The 19,502-nt window shown below is 51.8% G+C and carries 21 protein-coding genes; 15 read left to right on the plus strand and 6 right to left on the minus strand.

Features of this window, described 5'->3' with window-relative positions:
• Nucleotides 1-57: 57 nt before the first annotated feature.
• The 4 genes from EVJ21_RS12010 (at nt 58) to EVJ21_RS12025 (ending at nt 4,769) form a co-directional block, all read left to right on the plus strand.
• Nucleotides 58-849, plus strand: coding sequence for a hypothetical protein (locus EVJ21_RS12010; protein ID WP_131469050.1), 792 nt, complete (start codon nt 58-60; stop codon nt 847-849).
• Nucleotides 850-951: 102 nt separating this feature from the next.
• Complete coding sequence (locus EVJ21_RS12015; RefSeq protein WP_070329201.1) at nt 952-3,075, plus strand: MMPL family transporter; 2,124 nt, start codon at nt 952-954, stop codon at nt 3,073-3,075.
• Between the two features lie 255 nt (nt 3,076-3,330).
• Nucleotides 3,331-3,966: a YitT family protein gene (locus EVJ21_RS12020; protein WP_070329202.1), complete on the plus strand. Its 636-nt coding sequence runs from the start codon at nt 3,331-3,333 to the stop codon at nt 3,964-3,966.
• Between the two features lie 80 nt (nt 3,967-4,046).
• The gene (locus EVJ21_RS12025; RefSeq protein WP_131490616.1) at nt 4,047-4,769 is read left to right on the plus strand and encodes a YwiC-like family protein; all 723 of its coding nucleotides are present in this window, start codon (nt 4,047-4,049) and stop codon (nt 4,767-4,769) included.
• Between the two features lie 20 nt (nt 4,770-4,789).
• Here the strand turns inward: EVJ21_RS12025 and EVJ21_RS12030 are convergent, their stop codons facing one another.
• Nucleotides 4,790-5,737, minus strand: a complete 948-nt coding sequence (locus EVJ21_RS12030; RefSeq protein ID WP_236633532.1) for a DUF4003 family protein — start codon at nt 5,735-5,737, stop codon at nt 4,790-4,792.
• Nucleotides 5,738-5,897: 160 nt separating this feature from the next.
• Between EVJ21_RS12030 and EVJ21_RS12035 the strand changes: the two genes are divergently transcribed.
• The gene (locus EVJ21_RS12035; protein WP_131490618.1) at nt 5,898-6,368 is read left to right on the plus strand and encodes a DUF2243 domain-containing protein; all 471 of its coding nucleotides are present in this window, start codon (nt 5,898-5,900) and stop codon (nt 6,366-6,368) included.
• A gap of 6 nt (nt 6,369-6,374) precedes the next feature.
• Nucleotides 6,375-7,160 carry a cytochrome c oxidase assembly protein gene (locus EVJ21_RS12040; protein ID WP_131490619.1) on the plus strand — a complete coding sequence of 262 codons (786 nt, stop codon included), beginning with the start codon at nt 6,375-6,377 and terminating at the stop codon, nt 7,158-7,160.
• A 68-nt stretch (nt 7,161-7,228) separates the two neighbouring features.
• Here EVJ21_RS12040 and EVJ21_RS12045 read toward each other — a convergent pair whose 3' ends face one another.
• Together EVJ21_RS12045 and EVJ21_RS12050 are read right to left on the minus strand one after the other, a co-directional pair.
• Nucleotides 7,229-7,660, minus strand: a complete 432-nt coding sequence (locus EVJ21_RS12045) for a type III secretion system chaperone family protein (protein ID WP_016509669.1) — start codon at nt 7,658-7,660, stop codon at nt 7,229-7,231.
• 66 nt (nt 7,661-7,726) lie between these two features.
• Nucleotides 7,727-7,993 carry a metal-sensitive transcriptional regulator gene (locus tag EVJ21_RS12050; protein ID WP_016509666.1) on the minus strand — a complete coding sequence of 89 codons (267 nt, stop codon included), beginning with the start codon at nt 7,991-7,993 and terminating at the stop codon, nt 7,727-7,729.
• 283 nt (nt 7,994-8,276) lie between these two features.
• Between EVJ21_RS12050 and EVJ21_RS12055 the strand changes: the two genes are divergently transcribed.
• From EVJ21_RS12055 to EVJ21_RS12075, 5 genes are all read left to right on the plus strand, one after another.
• Nucleotides 8,277-8,582 (plus strand): rhodanese-like domain-containing protein, encoded by a 306-nt coding sequence (locus EVJ21_RS12055; RefSeq protein ID WP_016509667.1) that lies wholly within the window; start codon nt 8,277-8,279, stop codon nt 8,580-8,582.
• On the plus strand, nt 8,579-11,044 hold the full coding sequence (locus EVJ21_RS12060; protein ID WP_131466004.1) for a CoA-disulfide reductase: 2,466 nt from the start codon (nt 8,579-8,581) through the stop codon (nt 11,042-11,044). Before EVJ21_RS12055 ends, EVJ21_RS12060 begins: the two co-directional genes overlap by 4 nt.
• A gap of 183 nt (nt 11,045-11,227) precedes the next feature.
• Complete coding sequence (locus EVJ21_RS12065; protein ID WP_131490620.1) at nt 11,228-12,673, plus strand: alanine/glycine:cation symporter family protein; 1,446 nt, start codon at nt 11,228-11,230, stop codon at nt 12,671-12,673.
• 84 nt (nt 12,674-12,757) lie between these two features.
• A complete protein-coding gene (locus EVJ21_RS12070; protein WP_070329208.1) occupies nt 12,758-13,213 on the plus strand; it encodes a hypothetical protein in 456 nt (151 codons plus the stop codon).
• Nucleotides 13,214-13,263: 50 nt separating this feature from the next.
• Nucleotides 13,264-13,710 carry a hypothetical protein gene (locus EVJ21_RS12075; protein WP_131490621.1) on the plus strand — a complete coding sequence of 149 codons (447 nt, stop codon included), beginning with the start codon at nt 13,264-13,266 and terminating at the stop codon, nt 13,708-13,710.
• 42 nt (nt 13,711-13,752) lie between these two features.
• Here the strand turns inward: EVJ21_RS12075 and EVJ21_RS12080 are convergent, their stop codons facing one another.
• Nucleotides 13,753-14,775: a metal ABC transporter solute-binding protein, Zn/Mn family gene (locus EVJ21_RS12080; RefSeq protein WP_131490622.1), complete on the minus strand. Its 1,023-nt coding sequence runs from the start codon at nt 14,773-14,775 to the stop codon at nt 13,753-13,755.
• A gap of 174 nt (nt 14,776-14,949) precedes the next feature.
• On the opposite strand from EVJ21_RS12080, the gene EVJ21_RS12085 reads away from it, so the two are divergent.
• From EVJ21_RS12085 to EVJ21_RS12095, 3 genes are all read left to right on the plus strand, one after another.
• On the plus strand, nt 14,950-15,885 hold the full coding sequence (locus EVJ21_RS12085) for an alpha/beta hydrolase (RefSeq protein ID WP_070329211.1): 936 nt from the start codon (nt 14,950-14,952) through the stop codon (nt 15,883-15,885).
• Nucleotides 15,886-15,951: 66 nt separating this feature from the next.
• Nucleotides 15,952-16,551 carry a histidine phosphatase family protein gene (locus tag EVJ21_RS12090; RefSeq protein ID WP_070329212.1) on the plus strand — a complete coding sequence of 200 codons (600 nt, stop codon included), beginning with the start codon at nt 15,952-15,954 and terminating at the stop codon, nt 16,549-16,551.
• 10 nt (nt 16,552-16,561) lie between these two features.
• Nucleotides 16,562-17,038 carry a DUF456 domain-containing protein gene (locus EVJ21_RS12095; RefSeq protein ID WP_070329213.1) on the plus strand — a complete coding sequence of 159 codons (477 nt, stop codon included), beginning with the start codon at nt 16,562-16,564 and terminating at the stop codon, nt 17,036-17,038.
• A gap of 74 nt (nt 17,039-17,112) precedes the next feature.
• Here EVJ21_RS12095 and EVJ21_RS12100 read toward each other — a convergent pair whose 3' ends face one another.
• Complete coding sequence (locus tag EVJ21_RS12100; RefSeq protein WP_236633760.1) at nt 17,113-17,604, minus strand: YwpF-like family protein; 492 nt, start codon at nt 17,602-17,604, stop codon at nt 17,113-17,115.
• Between the two features lie 95 nt (nt 17,605-17,699).
• On the opposite strand from EVJ21_RS12100, the gene EVJ21_RS12105 reads away from it, so the two are divergent.
• Nucleotides 17,700-18,002: a hypothetical protein gene (locus EVJ21_RS12105; protein WP_070329214.1), complete on the plus strand. Its 303-nt coding sequence runs from the start codon at nt 17,700-17,702 to the stop codon at nt 18,000-18,002.
• A gap of 35 nt (nt 18,003-18,037) precedes the next feature.
• On the opposite strand, the gene EVJ21_RS12110 is transcribed toward EVJ21_RS12105, so the two are convergent.
• The gene (locus EVJ21_RS12110) at nt 18,038-19,483 is read right to left on the minus strand and encodes a nicotinate phosphoribosyltransferase (RefSeq protein ID WP_070329215.1); all 1,446 of its coding nucleotides are present in this window, start codon (nt 19,481-19,483) and stop codon (nt 18,038-18,040) included.
• Between the last annotated feature and the right edge of the window lie 19 nt (nt 19,484-19,502).

Genomic DNA, 19,502 nt, shown 5'->3' on the forward strand with positions numbered 1-19,502 from the left:
CATTCAAAATCGAAAAACCGTTCGGTCGTTGCTAAGCTGAAACTAGGAAGTGATCAAATGTACAAACAAGTAGCAGACTATCAGTTTCATCAGACGGTTGAATGGTTAGAGCGCGTCGGTGGAGGATGGATGTTGTATTTGGCGCAAACCGGATTTGTCTTTTTCGACGAAACGTTCCAAATCAGATGGGAACTCGAGTGGAAATCGGCACCTTGCGCACTATATATTGAACCACATGGAAAAAAAGCCGTCGCGCTGTTCCGAGACATGCAAACGTATGGAGTCATTGATTTAAAGCAAGGCATGATGGAGTGTCACCCAATCCCAAAAACGTTTCATGACGATTGGTTCAGCAATTTATGTCATTGGCGAGGAGATGATTTATTTCTCTACTCGGCGGAATCTGACATCGTGGCGTTAAACATGACCGACCACACGTTCCGCTATAGCCGCTATGAGGAGACGCCGGAGTTTGGCGCCATCATTGAGTTAGCCTATCATCCGATTTATGATTTTGAGCGATTCACGGCCCCGGGCCTCGTCACGCTTTACGATGAATTGAATCAGCAATTCATGGTCGAGCAGGTCGAAGCGGGTGAACGATGGACGATTCCTTACGGCGGCGATTATGATACGGTTATCGTCGACCAGGTCGGTGCGACGACAGCGATTACGTCGATGACGTCGTTCCAGCTGTTCAAGCGTGACCGTCTGCTGTTTGCTTCTGACGTATGTGCCGAAAGTGAATTATTGAAAGTGATGTTGCTTGATGAGTCGGGAGACCGCCTCGTCGTATTATCGACGCCTCGACGATTTTGCCATAGTTGGCTACAAGTGTTCGAGCGTTGACGTTCCTGGACCGAACTCACGGTTCAGGATTTTTTTGCGAAGACTTGATGAAACTCGTGCGAAACGGGAACAGTCTTCTTAGATGGAGAGGGGTGGACTTGGATGGAACGGTTAGGTAAAAATTTGGTGCGGTGGCGCTTTTGGGTGGTCGCCGTGTGGACTGTGTTATTAGCGGTCTCGATTTACTTCGGATTGCAGTTGCCTGGGGAATTGCGAGGAAACGGGTTTGCGGTTCAAGATGGTCGCTTCGCGCAAGTGGAGGACACGTTGAACGATCGGTTCGACCGGGCCGGCGCTTCGATGATCGTCTTGCTTGAAGGCGGTGACTTAGAGACGGTCATGGCCGAACAAAAAACACGGCTCGAATCTGTTTCAGGCGTCGATGGCGTCATCACGCCAGCGGAGAACCCGGACGCGCGTTCAGGTGACGCCGCGTACTTCGTGCTCGAGTTCGAGGACCAGGAAGCGGCCGAGGCGGCGATTGCCGACGTTCGTGCTGAATTGATTCGAGATACGGACACGGAAGTCCGGTTGACCGGGGAGCCGGTCTTTGCCCAAGATTTGAACGAGGCATCGAAAAATGACTTGATCCGGGCCGAATTGATCGGGATCCCGGTCGCGCTCGTCGTCCTCCTGCTCGTCTTCGGGACACCGCTCGCCGCTTTCATGCCCTTATTCGTTGGACTGATCACGTTCATCGTCGCGGCGGGATCGCTCTTCTTCTTCACGCAGACGATGGAGCTATCGATTTTCGTATTGAATGCCGTCGCGATGATCGCGATTGCGCTCGGGATCGACTTCTCGCTCCTGCTCGTCAACCGTTACCGTGAAGAGCTCGCCAAAGGACTGTCACGGGAAGCGGCCATCGTCCGGACGGTCGCGACGGCTGGTCGCTCGATCCTGTTCTCAGGACTGTGCGTCTTCGTCGGGCTCGCCGGACTGTTGTTCATTCAAGTCGATGTGTTTCAAGCGATCGCGCTCGGTGCCTTGATTGCGGTCGCGGGTGCCGTCTTATCGGCGCTCACGCTCTTGCCGTCGGCGCTCTATATCGTCGGCGATGCCATCAATAAAGGACGTCTCATCAGAACGAACGAGACGCGCTCTGAAGTGCGCTGGCAAAAGTTGGCCCGGTTCGTCATGAAGCGTCCGGTCGTGATGACGCTCGTCGCGTTGCTCCTTTTGTTGCCGAGCCTTTGGTTCGTCCGCGACTTAGAACTGAACATCCCGGACGCCGATGCGCTCCCGACGTCGTACGAATCCCGGGCCGCCCTCGAGCGGTGGGACGATGTGTTCGGCGAGACGTCGACCGATGCGGTGCTGTTGTTTGAGACGAACGATTTGACCGACTCGATGATTCTTGACGAGTTGACAACCCTTACAGACGAGTTGAATGAAGACCCGATTGTCGACAACGTCACGACGTTCTTGACCGCATCAAACTTAACAGCTGCGGAATTCCAACAGCTCGTTCAAGTCGCCCCGGAACAGCTCGAGGCGTTTGAACGTCTCGTCACGCTCGAAGGGAATACCGACCTCGCACTCGTCAACGTCAGCTTCGACGTGCCGCCGAGTGATAAAGCAGCGCAGGCGTTCGTCCGCGATTGGCGCGACCAAGGCTTCGACGTCGGCGGACCGGCCGCCTTCAACGAAGAGATCTATGAAGAGATTTACGACAGCATCCCCTATGCGGTCGTGACCGTGATTTTAGCGACGATGGTCATCCTCATGTGGGCGTTCCGCTCGATCTTGATTCCGATCAAGGCGATCATCATGAACGTGCTCGGACTCGGGGCGACGTTTGGGTTATTGGTCATCATCTTTGAGTCGGGCTACGTCTACGACGCCGAGACGATCAGTATTTTGACGCCGGTGTTCATCTTCTCGCTCGTTTTCGGCCTGTCGATGGACTACGAGGTGTTCCTCGTCTCACGGATCGAGGAGTATTACCGCGAGACCGGGGATAACGACTATGCGACCGAGATGGGGCTCGCTAAGACGAGCAAGATTATCACGTCGGCCGCGATTATCATGATCGTCGTCACGGGCGCGTTCGCTTTCACCGGTGTCAGCCCGATCAAACAGCTCGGGGTCGGTATCGCGCTCGCCATCTTCATCGATGCGACGATCATCCGGATGTTGCTCGTCCCGTCCTTGATGAAACTGTTCGGCGACTGGAACTGGTGGTGGTTCGGGAAGAAGGATTTACCGAAACGTAATCTACACTAAATGTACATTTAATGAAATAGTCGCGAGAGTATGTTAAAATGGTCTCATGATTACGCGCAATTTGGGAAAGGAAGGTCTTTATGGACACCGAGAGGACATGGCCTCTGTTTCAATTGCCGGACTTCTAGCGTTGAGTTTTTACAGACGAACATCGATGTAAAAAATCAACAAACGGAAGATCGGAGATGGAACAGATGGAACCGCGGCTACGACTGAGGATCCTCCTCTCCGTTGAAAACGGGGAGGACAATCGGAATGAAACGAGTTGCTACCATAGTGCTCGGAACGCTGATCATGGCGTTCGGTTATTATTATTTGAATGAACAGTTTGGTTTGGCAGAAGGGGGCTTTGTCGGGTTAGCATTACTCGGCCGCTATTTATTTGATATCGATCCGGCGATCTCGATGATCGTACTCGACATCCCCTTCTTTTTAATCGCTCTTTGGTGGAAAGGCTGGCGCTTCGTCGGACAAGCCGTGCTTGCCGCGGCGTCACTTTCGCTCAGCTATGCGATGTGGGATCGACTCGACCTGTTGACGTTTGACATCCAGGTCTGGCCGGCGACACTGTTTGCTGCGATTGCGAGTGGGATTGTGACCGGCTACGGTCTCGGTCTCGTCTTGAAGTCAGGTGGAGCGACCGGAGGCGACGATTTATTCGCACTCGGTCTGTCAAAGTGGTCCGGCGTATCGGTCGGAACGATTCTCATCGCCTTCGATGTGGTTGTTCTTGCGATCTCGCTCATCTACTTGCCGCTCTCGAACGCGCTCTACACGCTCATCGCGGTCTCAATCGCGGGTCGTGTCGTCACGAAGATGTTGACGGAAGACGCTGTCGAAGTAGCCATACCAAGTGTGACCAAACTAACACCAAAAAACGATCTCGCCTGAGATCGTTTTTTGTTTTGTAAAATTTGTCACAGTTTTCCCCACGCCGTTCTTCTAAACTGATTATAGAAGGAGTGAGTCACATGAAATGGATGATTCCAAAACAGCACGGCGCCTGGTCGATGCTTATTTTACCGTTCTTACTCGGCGGCATCGTCGGAGGATGGACACTCGCGCACTTACCGTTCGCCATCGCTTGGTTGTTCGTCTACATGGGCACGTTTTTCTTGTTCCAATACGTGAAGCAACGGAAGAAGTCGGCTGAGCTGTTGCGAATGGTCGTGACGTATCTCGTGATTGCGACAGTCGCTGCCATTCCGGTGTTCATCACCGAGTGGCGTCTCGTCTGGTTCGTCCTCGCGATGATCCCGTTCGGTCTCGTCAACGCCTATTTCGCCAAAATCAAAGACGAGCGCAACGTCTGGAACGACGTCAGTGCCGTCACGTCATTTTGTATCGGTGGGATGGCGAGCTATTACTTGGGTGCGCAGACGTTGGGCGCGACGATCGTCTGGCTGTTCATCTTGCCATACTTGTATTTCCTCGGCAGTATCTTTTACGTCAAGACGATGATTCGGGAGAAGAAGAGCGCGTTGTACCGGAACATCTCGTGGGGGTATCACCTCATGCTCGTCGCAGCGTTCATCGCGTTCGGCTATTCGGTCTTGGCGCTCGCATACGCGCCGAGCCTCGTCCGGGCGATCGTTTTCTACGGCAAAAAGATCCCAATCATGAAAATCGGGATCTTTGAGATTGTGAACTCGGTGTTCGTTTTAATCTGTTTGAGCGTATATCTTTACACGTAGAAGGGGCAACCCTTCTTTTTTTAGTCGCTTGACGACGTGCTCGCGATGATGGCGACGCTTGCTGCCGCCGAGGCCGCTTGTTGCATCGCCAGCAAATGAGCGAACGTCCCGTTCAGTAGCAGGTCGCTCGCATCTTCGGTAATATGTTCCGCGGCGACGAGTTGGATGGCGATGTTTAGTCCGTGCGTGTTGAACCAGCGTTGCTGCTCTTTTTCAGCGTTCGTGATGTCGAGGATCGCTTGTTCGTCTTGGTCGTTCGGTGCCGAGACAATCGAGAGCAAGGCGAGCGACGGTAGCTGCTCACTCTTGACGGCAAGCTGTTGGTTTTCAAGGCGGGTGCGCCAGTCCAAGAAGCGAGCGACGGCGTCGTCTCGGTCCAACTTGCTGAACGTGAGCAAATGCGACACGAGCTGCAGTTCGTTCGAGCGTGGTAAGTGGATTTTCAGCGCCTCGTAATACGATTCGATGTGCTCGTTCAGTTCAGTGTGGTCGTCGAACGCTTGCACGAGGACGAGTGCCGACAGCAGATCCTCTTCACTCGTGAGCCACGGATGCTGGCGTTTAAATGCTTGATAGAGGGCGCTTGCCTCATCGAGCCTGCGTTCCGGTTCGTCGACGTTGATCAACTGGCTCGCGAGGAACGGCCGCAGCGCGCTGAAACGGAAATGTTTTCGGTCGAGCAGCGTGTCGAGACGAAGTGCTTCGTCAATCGCGGGGCCGACGTCTTCATACCTGGCGTCGAGAAACGATAACCAGACGAGGTTGTTGCTACCGCGAAATTTGGAGAACAAGCCGGTTTTCTGTTTGACGGCCGCCTGCGCCTGTTCAAACCGATTTGGATCGAACGGGGTGTCGTGGATGGCGTAGTTGACGGCCATCAAACGCCGGAAGTCGTCAGTGAGTGCCCATTTGGTCGCCGTTTTGATGGCTTCGAACGAATCGAGGTAAAGCGTATAACGAGCCAACATAAAAATCCCTCCTTTTTCTATTCGTACGGAAAAATTGGGCTAAACGTTTCATAAAAGTGATATTGTTTCTGCTCTTAAATTAGGACGGCGTTTAATTAGTAAACAAAAGGGAATCGAAATATGTCCGAAAACTTTGTTATTAATTTGGAGGTGCCGAAACATGGAAGGTAGTCCGTATGCATACGCGTTCCGAAACCTTGGTTCGGGATTTCTGTTCGGATTGGGCCTGATTGCATTTGTGGATGAGACGGTATTTCATCAATTATTGGCGTGGCATCATTTCTATGATAAATCGACGTCTGCCGTCGGCTTATTCTCAGACGGGTTATTTCATGCGTTCAGTTGGTTTGCGACCGTAGCTTCCTTGTTCCTCCTGGCAGACCTACGGAGAAGAAAGTCATTTTGGATGAAGCGGTGGATCAGTGGCGTCCTGATCGGCGTTGGTTTTTTTCAACTCTACGATGGGATTATTCATCACAAACTACTGAAAATTCATCAGATTCGTTATGGCGTTGAGATTCTTCCATATGACCTCGTTTGGAATGTTACGGCCCTCGTCATTCTCATAGGTGGTTTAGTGCTCTTTAACCAAACGCAGAAACGGAAGCTACTTGTGAAAGAAGGAAGATAAATGAGGATGCATTCCCATGTCCAGACGATAAGTGGCGGTTATGAGGCGGTGGTCGTGATTTTGTTGTTTATGGCTCTCCTTGCTTATTCGTTCGCCGGAATTTTCACGAGTCGCGCTTATAAACCGTGGCCGCTATATCGCTACGGGTTATGGATGATAGGTATTGTTTGTGTAGGCCTTACTTTGGTTGGACCGTTAGCGACTTTTGCCCACACCAATTTTGTCGGGCATATGATTAGTCATCTGTTTCTAGGCATGCTGGCGCCGTTGTGTCTCGCCTTGTCCGCCCCGATGACGTTACTGTTACGGACGCTTGATGTACACGTCGCGAGAAGAGTGACACGCGTATTAAAAAGTCGGCTGCTCCAATTCTTCACGAATCCGGTCACGGCTTCCGTTCTCAACATTGGAGGACTATATCTGCTCTACATGACGGATTTGTATTCACTGATGCATCAATCAATTCTTTTATATGTGTTAATTCATCTACATGTGTTTTTAGCAGGGTATTTGTTTACCATTTCTTTGATTTATGTGGACGTCACGTCACACCGATACAGCTACATATACCGATCACTTGTATTGATTGCAGCGTTGGCCGGACATAAGATATTGGCAAAAATAATTTATGTGAGCCCACCAAATGGGGTGCCAACAGGAGAGGCAGAGGCAGGAGCCATGTGGATGTATTACGGTGGGGATTTGGTTGATCTTTTATTAATCATCATTCTTTGTTACCAGTGGTATATTGCAACTTCTCCCCGTGCCCTAGCTACGAGAGATAACGTATGAGTACACAAGAAAAGACGATCGTCCCGATGCGTTCGGGATGATCGTCTTTTCTGTCTGGCGGTCTACAATTATTGAACTTGCGTGTACAGTTTTTGCATGTACTCGTTCACTTCGTCGGCTGCTTGGAACATCATGAACGAATGTTGCAAGATGATTTCCGGTGAGAAGCCGAGGTCGAGATCGAGCGTTGAAGCGAGCGTGACGTCACGGTCGCTGTCGAGCACGCAACGGAAGTACTTGAACTCTTGGTTGAACTCGTTCAATGCGTTGAGGATCGGTAGGTCTTCGACGTAGTCCGGCACGTGCGTCACTGTCGCGGCGTATAGCTCGGCGTCAGTCGTCTTTTTGTTGAAGGCGATAATCATAACGGGCTGGGCCCCAGATTTAGTCGTTTCACGCGTTAAAAACGTGACGTGCGTTTCGGTCTCGCTCTCTTTGAACGTCATGTTGCGTTCTGCGACGAGCGCTTTGAATGATTCTACTTTTTCTTCGAAGTTCACAAAGAAATCCCCCTTAAAAGTCGTTACTCTAACTTTCTCCCATTTGAGAGGGGAAAGCAAGGGGAACTAGCGTTTCATCAACATTTTGATGGCTTCTTCGACCGTTTCCGACGTATCTTCGCCATCTTGTTGCGCCGTGATGATGCACTGCTCCAAGTTCTTGGCGACGATGATCGTCGAGGCGCGGTCGAGTGCCGATCGGGCCGCGCTCAGTTGTGTCACGACGTCGCGACACTCCTTGCCTTCTTCCATCATGCGGATGATGGCCCGGATCTGGCCTTCGACCCGTTTCATCCGGTTCAACACTTTCGTGTCGTATTGATACTGTTCCATAAGTTTCACCTCTATATTCAAATCGTTCAGTAACCCAACTAGTAGTGTGTAGTCTCATCTTAATACGTGGGGGAGTATGTGTCGAGCAACAACGTTTAAGCCGGAAAAAATCGACTGTTTGCCGATTCGTCAAACTTTTCCCTTGCAATCGCATACCATAGGGGGTATATTAATGACGTGGAAGCGAATTGTTCAATGAATCACAAAGTTTATCGAACGCCCGCTACCAAGCTGATCATGAATACGTGAAATGACTATAGATAAAAAGGATGGGTAAACAAAGATGAAAGCATCGGCTTTAAAACGTCAAATGGACTTTGAAGTCCCTGTAAACATCGTCGACGTGCGCGAACGCGACGAGTTTCAAGAAGCACACATCGCGGGGGCGGCGAATTATCCGCTCTCTGAAATAACGGAGTGGATTGATACGCTCGACACAGACCAAGAGTACATCGTGCTTTGTCGTTCGGGCGCTCGCAGCACGCAAGCTACTTGGCAAATGGAAGCAAAAGGTTATAAAGTGGTCAATATAGAAGACGGCTTGATGAGCTGGCCTGGTGAAGTCGTCAAAGGAGGAAATGAGCAATGAGTAAAAAAATCGTAATTGTCGGTGGGGTAGCAGGTGGTGCTTCGGCAGCCGCACGTCTCCGTCGCTTAAATGAAGAAAATCAAATCGTCATGTTCGACCGTGGCGAATATATCTCATTTGCCAACTGTGGTCTCCCATACTACATCGGTGACGTGATTCAAGACCGTCAAAAATTGCTCGTCCAAACAGTTGAGGGCATGAACAAACGGTTCCAACTCGATATCCGCAACTTGACGGAAGTGATGAAAATCAACCGCGCTGAGAAGACGGTGACGGTGAAACACGTCCAAACGGGTGAAACGTACGATGAGTCATACGACGTCCTCGTCTTGTCGCCTGGAGCGAAACCGATTCGTCCGAACATTCCTGGAATCGAGGAAGCAGAAGATATCTTCACGCTCCGAAATATTCCGGATACAGATAAAATCCGCAGCTACGTCGATGACAAGGCACCGAAACACGCGACGGTCATCGGAGGCGGCTTCATCGGAATCGAGATGGCTGAAAACTTACGTGAACGCGGCGTTGACGTGACGCTCGTCGAAATGGCGGATCAAGTCATGACACCGCTCGACCGTGAGATGGTCGCACCAATCCATGAACATATGCGTCTCCATGGCGTGGACCTCCAATTGTCAGACGGCGTGTCGTCGTTCTCTGATCAAGGGAAGAAGATTCATTTGACGAGCGGCCGTGTCATTGAAACGGACATGGTTGTCATGTCGATCGGGGTCATTCCTGAATCGACGATCGCCCGAGAAGCCGGTCTTGAGACAGGAACACGTGGCGCTATCCGTGTCAACGAGAAGATGCTCACGTCGGATCCGAACATCTATGCGATCGGGGACGCGGTCGAAGTGCTCGACTATATCTTCAAAGAGCCAACGGTCGTTCCGCTCGCATGGCCAGCCAACCGTCAAGGACGCCTCGTTGCCGACATCATTAACGGCCGCGACGTGAAGTACAACGGGACGATGGGTACCGGGATCGCAAAAGTGTTCGACATGACTGTCGCTTCGACAGGATGGAACGAGAAACGTTTGAAAGCGGCCGGCAAAGAGTTTGAAGCCGTCCACGTGCACCCAGGTTCACACGCAGGCTACTACCCAGGATCGACTCCGGTTTCACTCAAACTGTTGTTCCATCCGACAACGGGTGAAATCTACGGTGCTCAAGGTGTCGGGATGAACGGTGTCGATAAACGGATCGACGTCATCGCGACAGCAATCAAAGGTGGTTTGACGGTCCTCGACCTGCCAGACCTCGAACTTAGCTACGCACCGCCGTTCAGCTCGGCGAAAGATCCGGTCAACATGATCGGTTACGTCGCCTCGAACGTCATCCTCGGTGACAACGAAGTCGTGCATTGGGACGAGATTGACGCATTGGTCGAGAACGGTGCGACACTCCTTGACGTCCGTGACGAGTCTGAGCATGAGCTCGGGAAAATTCCTGGGTCGATCAACATCCCGCTCAACTCGCTCCGTGACAACTTGGACAGCTATAGTAAAGACGAGACGATCTACGTGACGTGTCAAGTCGGCCTTCGTGGCTACCTGGCTTCACGCATCTTGCGCCAAAATGGCTTTAAAGTGAAAAACTTGAGCGGTGGCTACAAGACGTGGTCGCAAGTACGACGTGATTTTGACGCGCTCGAGACAGTTAAAACGGCAGATGAGACTGCTGCGACAGCAACGAAGGAGGCACCACCCGCAATGACGAATGAACCAGTCGGAGAACCGATTTTCCTTGATACATGTGGTCTTCAATGCCCGGGCCCGATTTTAGAAGTAAATAAAAAAGTGGCAGAGCTCGGCGAAGGCGAGACGCTCCGCGTCCTCGCAAGCGATCCTGGTTTCTTCGCAGACATCGAAGCATGGGCGAAAAAGACGGGTAATAAACTCGTCTCGAAACAGTTCGTGAACGGTCGCGTCGAAGCGATCCTTCAAAAAGGCAACGGCCCTGCGGCCGCTCAAGCAGGAGCACCAGCCGGCGACGGCGCTTCGATGGTCGTCTTCAGCGGAGACCTCGACCGTGCCCTCGCCTCGTTCATCATCGCTCAAGGCGCAGCGGCAATGGGCAAAGAAGTGACGATGTTCTTCACATTCTGGGGATTGAACGTCATTCGTAAACCAGACGCACCTGACGTGAAGAAGCAAGGTCTCGAGAAGATGTTCGGCATGATGATGCCTTCGCATGCTGGAGAACTTCCGCTCTCGAACATGAACTTCGGTGGGGTTGGCCAGAAAATGATGAAGAAAGTGATGAGCGACAAGAACGTGCCATCACTTGACCAAATGATTAAATCGGCACAAGAAGCAGGCGTCAAGATGGTCGCTTGTACGATGTCGATGGATGTCATGGGAATCAAAGAAGAAGAGTTGATCGACGGCATCAATCTCGGCGGTGTGGCAGCATACCTCGGGGCAGCTGAAGGCGGCAACTTGAACCTGTTCATCTAAGTGAATTAAATAATCAGAGCGACTGGCCATGGGCCGGTCGCTTTTTCTATTGTTTGGGTGTGAAACTTGAAAATTGCTGAAAAAGATTGCATTCTCCGCACACTTTTCCTATAATTCTAATCATGTTAAGAAAGTTGACATAACTTTTACTTATAACTAAACATACATTTTGGAGGATTGAAGATGGAGAATATGATCGAAAAGTTTGTTGGGCAAGCGAACGACCTGCTCTGGTCGTCGGTGCTCATCGTCGTTCTTGTCGCGTTAGGCCTTTACTTCACGATTCGCATGGGGTTCGTTCAGTTCCGTATGCTTCCTGAAATGTTCCGCCTCTTGTTCAAAGACGGCATGAAGCGTGAAAAAGGACAAGTGTCTTCGTTCCAAGCGTTCGCCATCGGGACGGCAGCACGTGTCGGAACAGGCAACATCGCCGGTGTCGCGACAGCGATCGCGCTCGGTGGTCCGGGAGCTGTCTTCTGGATGTGGATCATCGCTTTAGTCGGTTCCGCCTCGGCGTTCGTCGAGAGCACGCTCGCACAGGTCTATAAAATTCGAGATGGCCGTACATGGCGCGGGGGACCGGCTTACTACATGGAGCGTGCCCTCGGACAACGGTGGCTCGGCATCTTGTTCGCCATCCTCATCACGTTCTCGTTCGGTTTTGCTTTTAACTCGGTACAGTCGAACACGATTTCGTTGTCTGTGAGCAACCAATTTGGAATTAGTACGACGACGGTCGGTATCGTATTGGCAGTCGTCACAGCAATCGTCATCTTCGGTGGAATTCAATCGATCGCCGTACTTTCCAGTATCATCGTTCCAATTATGGCCGGCGGTTACATCTTGCTAGCTTTATGGATCATGATTTCAAACGCTTCGCTATTGCCGAGCGTGTTCGGTCTCATCTTCTCTGAAGGTGTGCTCGGGCTCGAGCAACTGTTCGGCGGGGCAATCGGGGCGATGGTCCTTCAGGGGATTCGCCGCGGTCTGTTCTCGAACGAAGCAGGTATGGGGTCGGCTCCGAACGCGGCGGCGACTGCTGAAGTATCACACCCTGTCAAACAAGGCTTGATCCAATCGTTCAGCGTCTTCGTCGATACACTTCTCATCTGTACGTCGACAGCGATGATCATCTTGTTGTCAGGCGTGGCTGGTTCGGAAGCGTTCGCAGGTGTCGAATTGACACAAGCGGCACTCACGGCTGAGATTGGTCCGATGGCGACATCGTTCCTGACGATTGCGATTTTCTTGTTCGCGTTCAGCTCGATCCTAGGAAACTACTACTATGGTGAGACGAACATTCAGTTCATCTCGAATAAAAAGATTTATGTCACGCTCTACCGCATCGGTGTCGTCGGGATGGTCCTCTTCGGAGCGATCCGTTCGGCCGGTCTCGTCTGGTCGATCGCCGACGTGTTCATGGGACTCATGGCGCTCGTCAACTTGTATGCGATTTTCCGTCTTGCGAAAGTCGCGCGGCTCGTGCTCGACGATTATTTGGAGCAACGCCGTCAAGGAGACGATCCGGTATTTTATGCCGACTCGATCGAAGACCTGCCTGGTCGTGAATATTTAGAGGCTTGGGATAACGAGGAAGAAGAAGTCAAAACGGGTACGTTCCGTTCATAAGCAACAAACCGTCTACGAATATACGTAGACGGTTTTTTTGCGTCTGAAAGAAGGGTAAAGTGAAGAAAAGGGGGGCGTTCACTCATGGAGACGACACATTATATACGCATTTCCCCGGAAGTATGGGTCTCGTTCGGTCAAGACCCGGAGATGATTTTAGACTGGTTGCTTCACGTGCACGAGCAACACCGTGACACGTACGAGACGTTGACGCTTCCAAATATTGAACGGTTTCAACAAATACTCGGTCAAATCGAGGTGTATATCGACGGGAATGATACGTATAACTTGGAGATGGCCGTCATCGGGGAAGAGTTGGTCGTCAATGAGAAGCAGGCGGTCGTCGTCGGGATTTTGACGCCGCAGCTGCTTCATATCGTCAAAGACGCGATGAACGCCTTCAAAAAAGAAGATGTCGGAGAGATGGCGCTAGTGAATCGTGACAGTCTCGATGACATTTGGCTCAAATGGACGCTGTTGAAGCGCTTCTGTGACGAGGCGAGCGAACGGGATGAGCTCGTGTTGATTTATTATGAATGAATTCCTCTATCACATGGTATAATTTAACAAAAATGACGGAGGGATGGAGCGTGGATTTTTTAGGACTTCTGTTATGGATTGGGCTTTTCATTAATCCGTTTTTAGGTTATCAAACGGGGGAGAAATGGATTGGGCGTCTGACGCTCGGATCTTTACTCGTATTGATGGGCTTGTTTTTGTATCGGCATAGCGGATTCGATGCGTATGAGTCGTTGCAAAGCGTATGGGATGTGCTACTTACGGTTTATCTGCTCATGCTCGTCATGAATAGTTATTTAGTTAGTCGACGACTTGTTCCAGAACTGACAGTATTTCATATCAGTTTCATTGCACTGTCTAGCTTTATGTTGAGCCAAATTTGGTCAGTTCTATCCTTGAAAACGTGGAAGACGTCTCAACTTGTCGATACACAAACCTTGCTGTTGACACTTATAATCGCGTTAATCCTCTTACTTATCGTTTGTTTGAAGATGGTGGATCGTCGAGCCAATGCATAAAAAATCCCGAAGCGTGTAAGTTCACATGCTTCGGGATTTCGTTTATTTCAATGCGATTTCAAGTGCTTTGACGTTCTCGCGCATCAAGTCGAAATAGCTTTGGTCCATCTGTTCTTTCGTGACCGATTCAAGGTTGTAAATCGTCACCGCTTCGGCACCGATTTCATTTTTGACGACTTCGGCCACTTTCGGTGTCACCGTGTCCTCGAACGCGATGTACTTCAAGTCATGGAGCTCTGCCTCTTCGATGACTCGCTTCAACGCTTGCTGTGACGGCTCTTCAGACGGCGTGAGACCAGTGATCGGAAGCTGGTCGAAACCGTATCGTTCCGCCAAGTAGCCATAAGCCGCGTGCGTCACGAGGAGCTCTGACTTCGAACCGGCGTCGACAGCCGCTTGCAGCTCGGCATCGAGCGTGTCGGCTTCTTCTTTGAATGCGCTCAACCGATCTGCGAATTCGTCTTTATAGTCAGGCGCTTGCTCGGCGAACGACGCCTCAACCGCTTCTGCCATCGAGACGGCGTTCATCGGATCGAGCCAGACGTGCGGGTCGTATTGGCCGTGATTGTGACCGTCGTCCTCGCTGTGGCCTGCTTCTTCTTCCGTATGCCCATCTTCCTCGTGGCCATGCTCGTCTGCTTCGTGGCCGTGCTCATCCTCACCGTGAACGTGGACCGTGTCGTCAGCCGAGAGCAGAGCGATGTCTTCTGCTGTTTTGACGAACGTGACGTCCTCACTCGCGAGACTCTGTTCCATCGACTCGACGTACGGCTCAAGGTCATGGCCGATCGTGAGGAATAGATCAGCTTCCGCGATCTGTGTCATCTGTTTTGAAGTCGGCTCGTACGTGTGCGGGTCGGCGCCGGGCGGGATCACCATCTCAACGCGGACGCGATCGCCCCCGATCTCTTCGGCAATCGATTTTAAGGCGAATGTCGACGCGTATACCGTCAACTGATCGCTCGCTTCGTCTGTAGCATTTGTAGCATTGCTCTCTTCGTTGTTGGCGCAACCGCCGAGTAAAAGTGTCCCGGCCGCGGCGACGCTCATTAATTTCTTGTTCATGTATTATTCCGCCTCTCAATTCTCTATATCAATTATTAAACCGTAACGGTTACGTTCTGTGACTGCGTCTAATATTATAGGGGGCAGTCAATCACACGTCAAGTCCGACTTCCGATGGATGGTTTTTTAAGAAAAAGGGAATATGATTAAAAAAAGAGCGAGGAGTGGATTTGTATGAGAAAGGAGACCGCCTGGTTTGTCGGGGGCGCTGCGTTAGCGGCGGCGACCGCAGCCGGGGCGAGCGTTTGGAATCAGTACGGTTCGCTCGTTAGATGGCAAGAACCAGAGATGACGGTTCGCCCGTCTATACGCAAACGACGAACCCACACGTACAAGGTCGTCAACGACCAACCGCTCCAATTCGATATATACTACCCACCGGGCGATGGACCGTTCCCGGTCGCCGTCTACGCGCACGGTGGCGCGTTCGTCCGCGGAGGCCGAGGCATGGTGACGTTGTTCCATCCCCTTCTCGATCATTTCTTGGGGAAAGGGTTCGCCATCGTCAGCATCGACTATCGACTGTTCGAGGACGGGGTCTACTTCCCGGACAACATCATCGACGTGTCTGACGCGCTCTGTTACTTGAAACAACATGACGGGCTTCTCAATCTCGATATCGATCAATTGATCGGCTGGGGGGACTCGGCTGGGGCGGCGCTCGTCCTCGCGACGGCGCTCGACCGGGGTAAACAGTTCACAGGTGAACTCGGTGACGATGTGCCGCCGATGAAAGGTGTCATCGCGCTGTATCCGCCGACGAACTTCCTCTTGTTCAAGTTCATCCAGACATGGCTTGCGCACTTGAAGTTTTACGAGGGCAGTCGCGAGGCGTGGCGTGAATTGATGGTGAAATGTTCACCGGTCACACATCTGTATGACGACGCGCCGCCGATTCTCATCTTGCACGGGAAAAAAGACCCGATCGTCCCGTTCGGGCAAGCGCTCCATTTCGTCGAGCACGCCAGTGAGGTCGGGGCGAACGTCCAGCTCATCTCGTTCCCGAACGGTACCCACTCGCTTGCAAGTTTTCTCCAATCTGATAATCCGATTAAAGAAACACAGCTCATGGCCCGCATCGATCGTTTCATCGACGATGCCTTGACGTGACGTTGCGCTTTTTTAGAAAGATGTTACGATTGGAAAAGATTTAACGATTACGAAGGAGTGAAGAGTGTGACGGAACTTTGTTTAGTCCGACATGGTCAGACAGATTGGAATTTTCAAGAAATCATTCAAGGACGGGAAGATATCCCGCTCAATGCGCTTGGGCATCGCCAAGCCGAAGAGAGCGCGGCTTTTTTAAGTCAAGAGAACTGGGACGTGATCGTCGCGAGCCCGCTCACGCGAGCAATCGATACGGCCCATTACATCGCGGAGGCGTGTGGGATCGGTCCGGGCGAGATTATTCAAGACGAACGGTTCATCGAGCGTGAGTTCGGCCATGCGTCAGGCAAACCGGTGCCTGGCATTTACGAGGCCGTTCAAGCGGACGATCAGGAACGGGTTCCGGGTCTTGAGTCGGAAGACGAGATGCGGGCCCGGGTGCTTGAAGGGATGGAACATCTCGTCGAGGTGCATAAAGGGAAGCGGATCATCGTCGTCTGCCATTCGCATGCAATCAAAGCCGCCCTATCGGCGGTCGATGACACGTACACGTTCCGCCATGCCATGCGGAACGCCTGCTCGAACTATATCGAACATCGTGAAGATCAGTTCGTCGTAAAGGCAGTGAACGTTGCCGATCATATTACGAACGAGATCGTCACGAAGTGAGGAGAGGCTCATGACGACATTGCTCTGGATTTTCATCATCGCATCATTTGTTGTCGCGTTCGCGGGATTGATCTATCCGGTCATCCCGAGCGTGCTGTTCTTATTCATCGGTTATGTGATTTACGGATTCGGGTTCTCGTTTGAACCGCTCACATGGACGTTTTGGCTCTGGCAAATCCTGTTCTTGATTTTCTTGTTTGCGGTCGACTACATCGTCACACGGGCGACAGTCGACAAGCGCGGCGGCTCGGAACGGGCGAAGTGGGGCGCGACCATCGGTTTAATCGCCGGACCGTTCATCTTCCCGCTCGTCGGCGTACTCATCTTCCCGTTCATCTTTGCGTTTTTAGCGGAGCTCACGCTCGGCAAAACGACGCGCGAGGCGTGGAGCATCGGCGTCGGGACGGTGCTCGCATTCCTTGGGAGCACCGTGCTCAAAGTCATCGGGATGACGATGATGGTCATCTTGTTTTTCATGTATATCTAAAGGCGGAGAAAATTCTTCGTCTTTTTTGGTTGAGCCGTTTACAAAAACGGGGAAAGAAAAACAAGACCGTTCGCTTATTCGAACGATCCTGTCTTGACGAGCTGGGTGAAGGCAGAGCGGCTGAACGACTGTTGCTGCTCGACTTGTTTTTCGAAGAACGACGGTTTGAGATTGGCGTCCGCCACCCCTTCTGAGATCAAGGAGTCGAGAACTTGTTTCGTCGGATCTTGTTTTGGCAGGAGCATCAATCCTTCAGCGACGAACGTGTGATGGTTCGACAGCGAACGCTCGCTCGTGAACGTCATCGCGATGGCCGCGGGACGGTTATTGGCCGAGGTGATGACCGCCTCTGCTAAAAGAAGGATCCGTTTATTCAAATAGTGGTGGAGCATGACGGCAAATTCGGTCGGGACGAGCATTTCGAGGAGCCATTCATTATCGTGTTCTTTCGAGATGATCAACCCGTCGAGCAGCTCGATCGGGAGGTTTAACTCGTTGCCGTACTCGTCTTGGACGAGGCGGACTTGGACCAGACGGAACGTTTTCATCGTATCGATCCCTTCCACGTTTTCTTTAACTCATCTTAACATAGTCTGATTCGAAGATTGTGTTACGATAACGGGGAAGCGACGTGAATATCAGAGGATAAGGAGGCATCACCATGAGTTGGATTGTTGGCATAATCGGATATATCACGATCCTAGCAATCGGTTATTACGGTGTCCTTTTCTTCAAAGTAAAGCAAGAACGGAGTCGAGCCGGGTATCGCATCTTTCTTTTACTCTCGGGACTGTTCTTCGTGAGTGGGAGTGACTATATCATCGCCTTGTTCCAGGGGGACACGGAGGCGACGTTTTGGCAGCGGACCATCTATTTCATCTTGATTTTGATTTCCCTTTCGATCGCACTTTACTTTCGGAGAAAAGAAGATAAACTCCATGCGCACGAAATGACGACCGCATAAAGAAAAGGTTACGGGGACGCCCCGTAACCTTTTCTTTATTTTGGAATCCGTGTTTGACGGATCATTTCGAGCTTCAAATCCCACAGCGGCTTGCTGAACGTGACCGCATACACTTCTGGCAACCGGAGTCGCTTGTACTCTTCCCATAGTCCGTTCATCTGCTCATGGTGATACTGGCGGATGTCTGTCGCACTCGGCAAGTCGTACACGCGCTTCCCATCTAGGAAGATCGGTTCGAGCAAACGTTTGACGGTGAAGTTGCGCGTCTTGATTCGGAACGCCGGGTCACGCACGTCGATCAAGTCGATCTCTGTATACGTCTCGACCGGTTCGTCGGCGAGCGCGATGTAATCCCCTTTGAACTTGCCCGTCTCGTTATCGATGATCCGGTAAAGTTCTTTCTTGTGCGGGGTCGTCGTCTTCACTTTCGAGGACGACACTTTGATGACCGGTTTCAACTCGCCGTCGGCCCCTTCACGGGCGACGAGCTTGTACACCATCCCGAGGGCCGGCTGTTCATAAGCCGTGATCCCGCGCGTCCCGACGAGGAACGTGTCGGCTTCAGCGCCTTGCATCCGCAAGTCTTGGATGACGTACTCGTCGAGGTCACCTGAGACGACAATTTTAACGTAGTCGAGACCGGCCGCGTTCAATGCTTTCCGAGCCCGTTTTGATAAGTAGGCAAGGTCGCCCGAATCGAGACGGACCGATTTCAAGCGGTATCCTTTCGCCTCGAGCTCTTTTGCGACCGTGATGGCGTTCGGGAGCCCCGATTTGAGCGTGTCGTATGTGTCGATCAACAGGCTCGTGTTGTCCGGATACATCTCGGCAAACGAACGGAACGCCTCGAGTTCGTCATCATGAAACTGGATGTCGGCGTGCTCCATCGTCCCTCCGGTCGGGACGTTAAAATCACGTCCTGCCGAAACGAGGCTCGTCACGTCAAAGCCGGCGATGTAAGCGGCGCGCGTCCCATAGTAGGCGGCGTCGACGCCTTGGGCACGGCGGGCCCCGCCTTCAAGCAACGTCTCATTCGGCGCGGCTTGACGGATTCGGGCGTACTTCGAGGCAATGAGTGACTCATGGTTAGCGATGTTGAGGAGCGCCGTTTGGAACAGCTTCGCTTCGAAGATCGTCGACTCGATCCGGACGACTTGTTCGTGCGGGAAGATGATTTCACCTTCGCGCACACTATAGAGAGAACCGGTGAACTTGAAGTTGCGGAGAACGTCACCGAACTCGTCCTCGAACCCGAGCTGTTCTTTCAAATAAGCAATATCGGCTTCCGTGAACGAGACGTTCTCTAAATAGTGCACGATATTTTGCAAGCCGGCGAAGACGACGTAACCGCCGCTGAACGGGTTCGAGCGGTAGTAAAGGTCGAAGACGACTTTTTCGTTATGACGGCCTTGTTTCCAATAAATATACATCCAGCGTGGGAGATAAAGGTCGGTATGAAGCGCTAAGTTGCGATGTAACATTGTAGTTTCCTTTCTGTTT

The sequence above is a fragment of the Exiguobacterium sp. SH0S2 genome (assembly GCF_004337185.1).
Lineage (GTDB): Bacteria > Bacillota > Bacilli > Exiguobacteriales > Exiguobacteriaceae > Exiguobacterium > Exiguobacterium aurantiacum_A.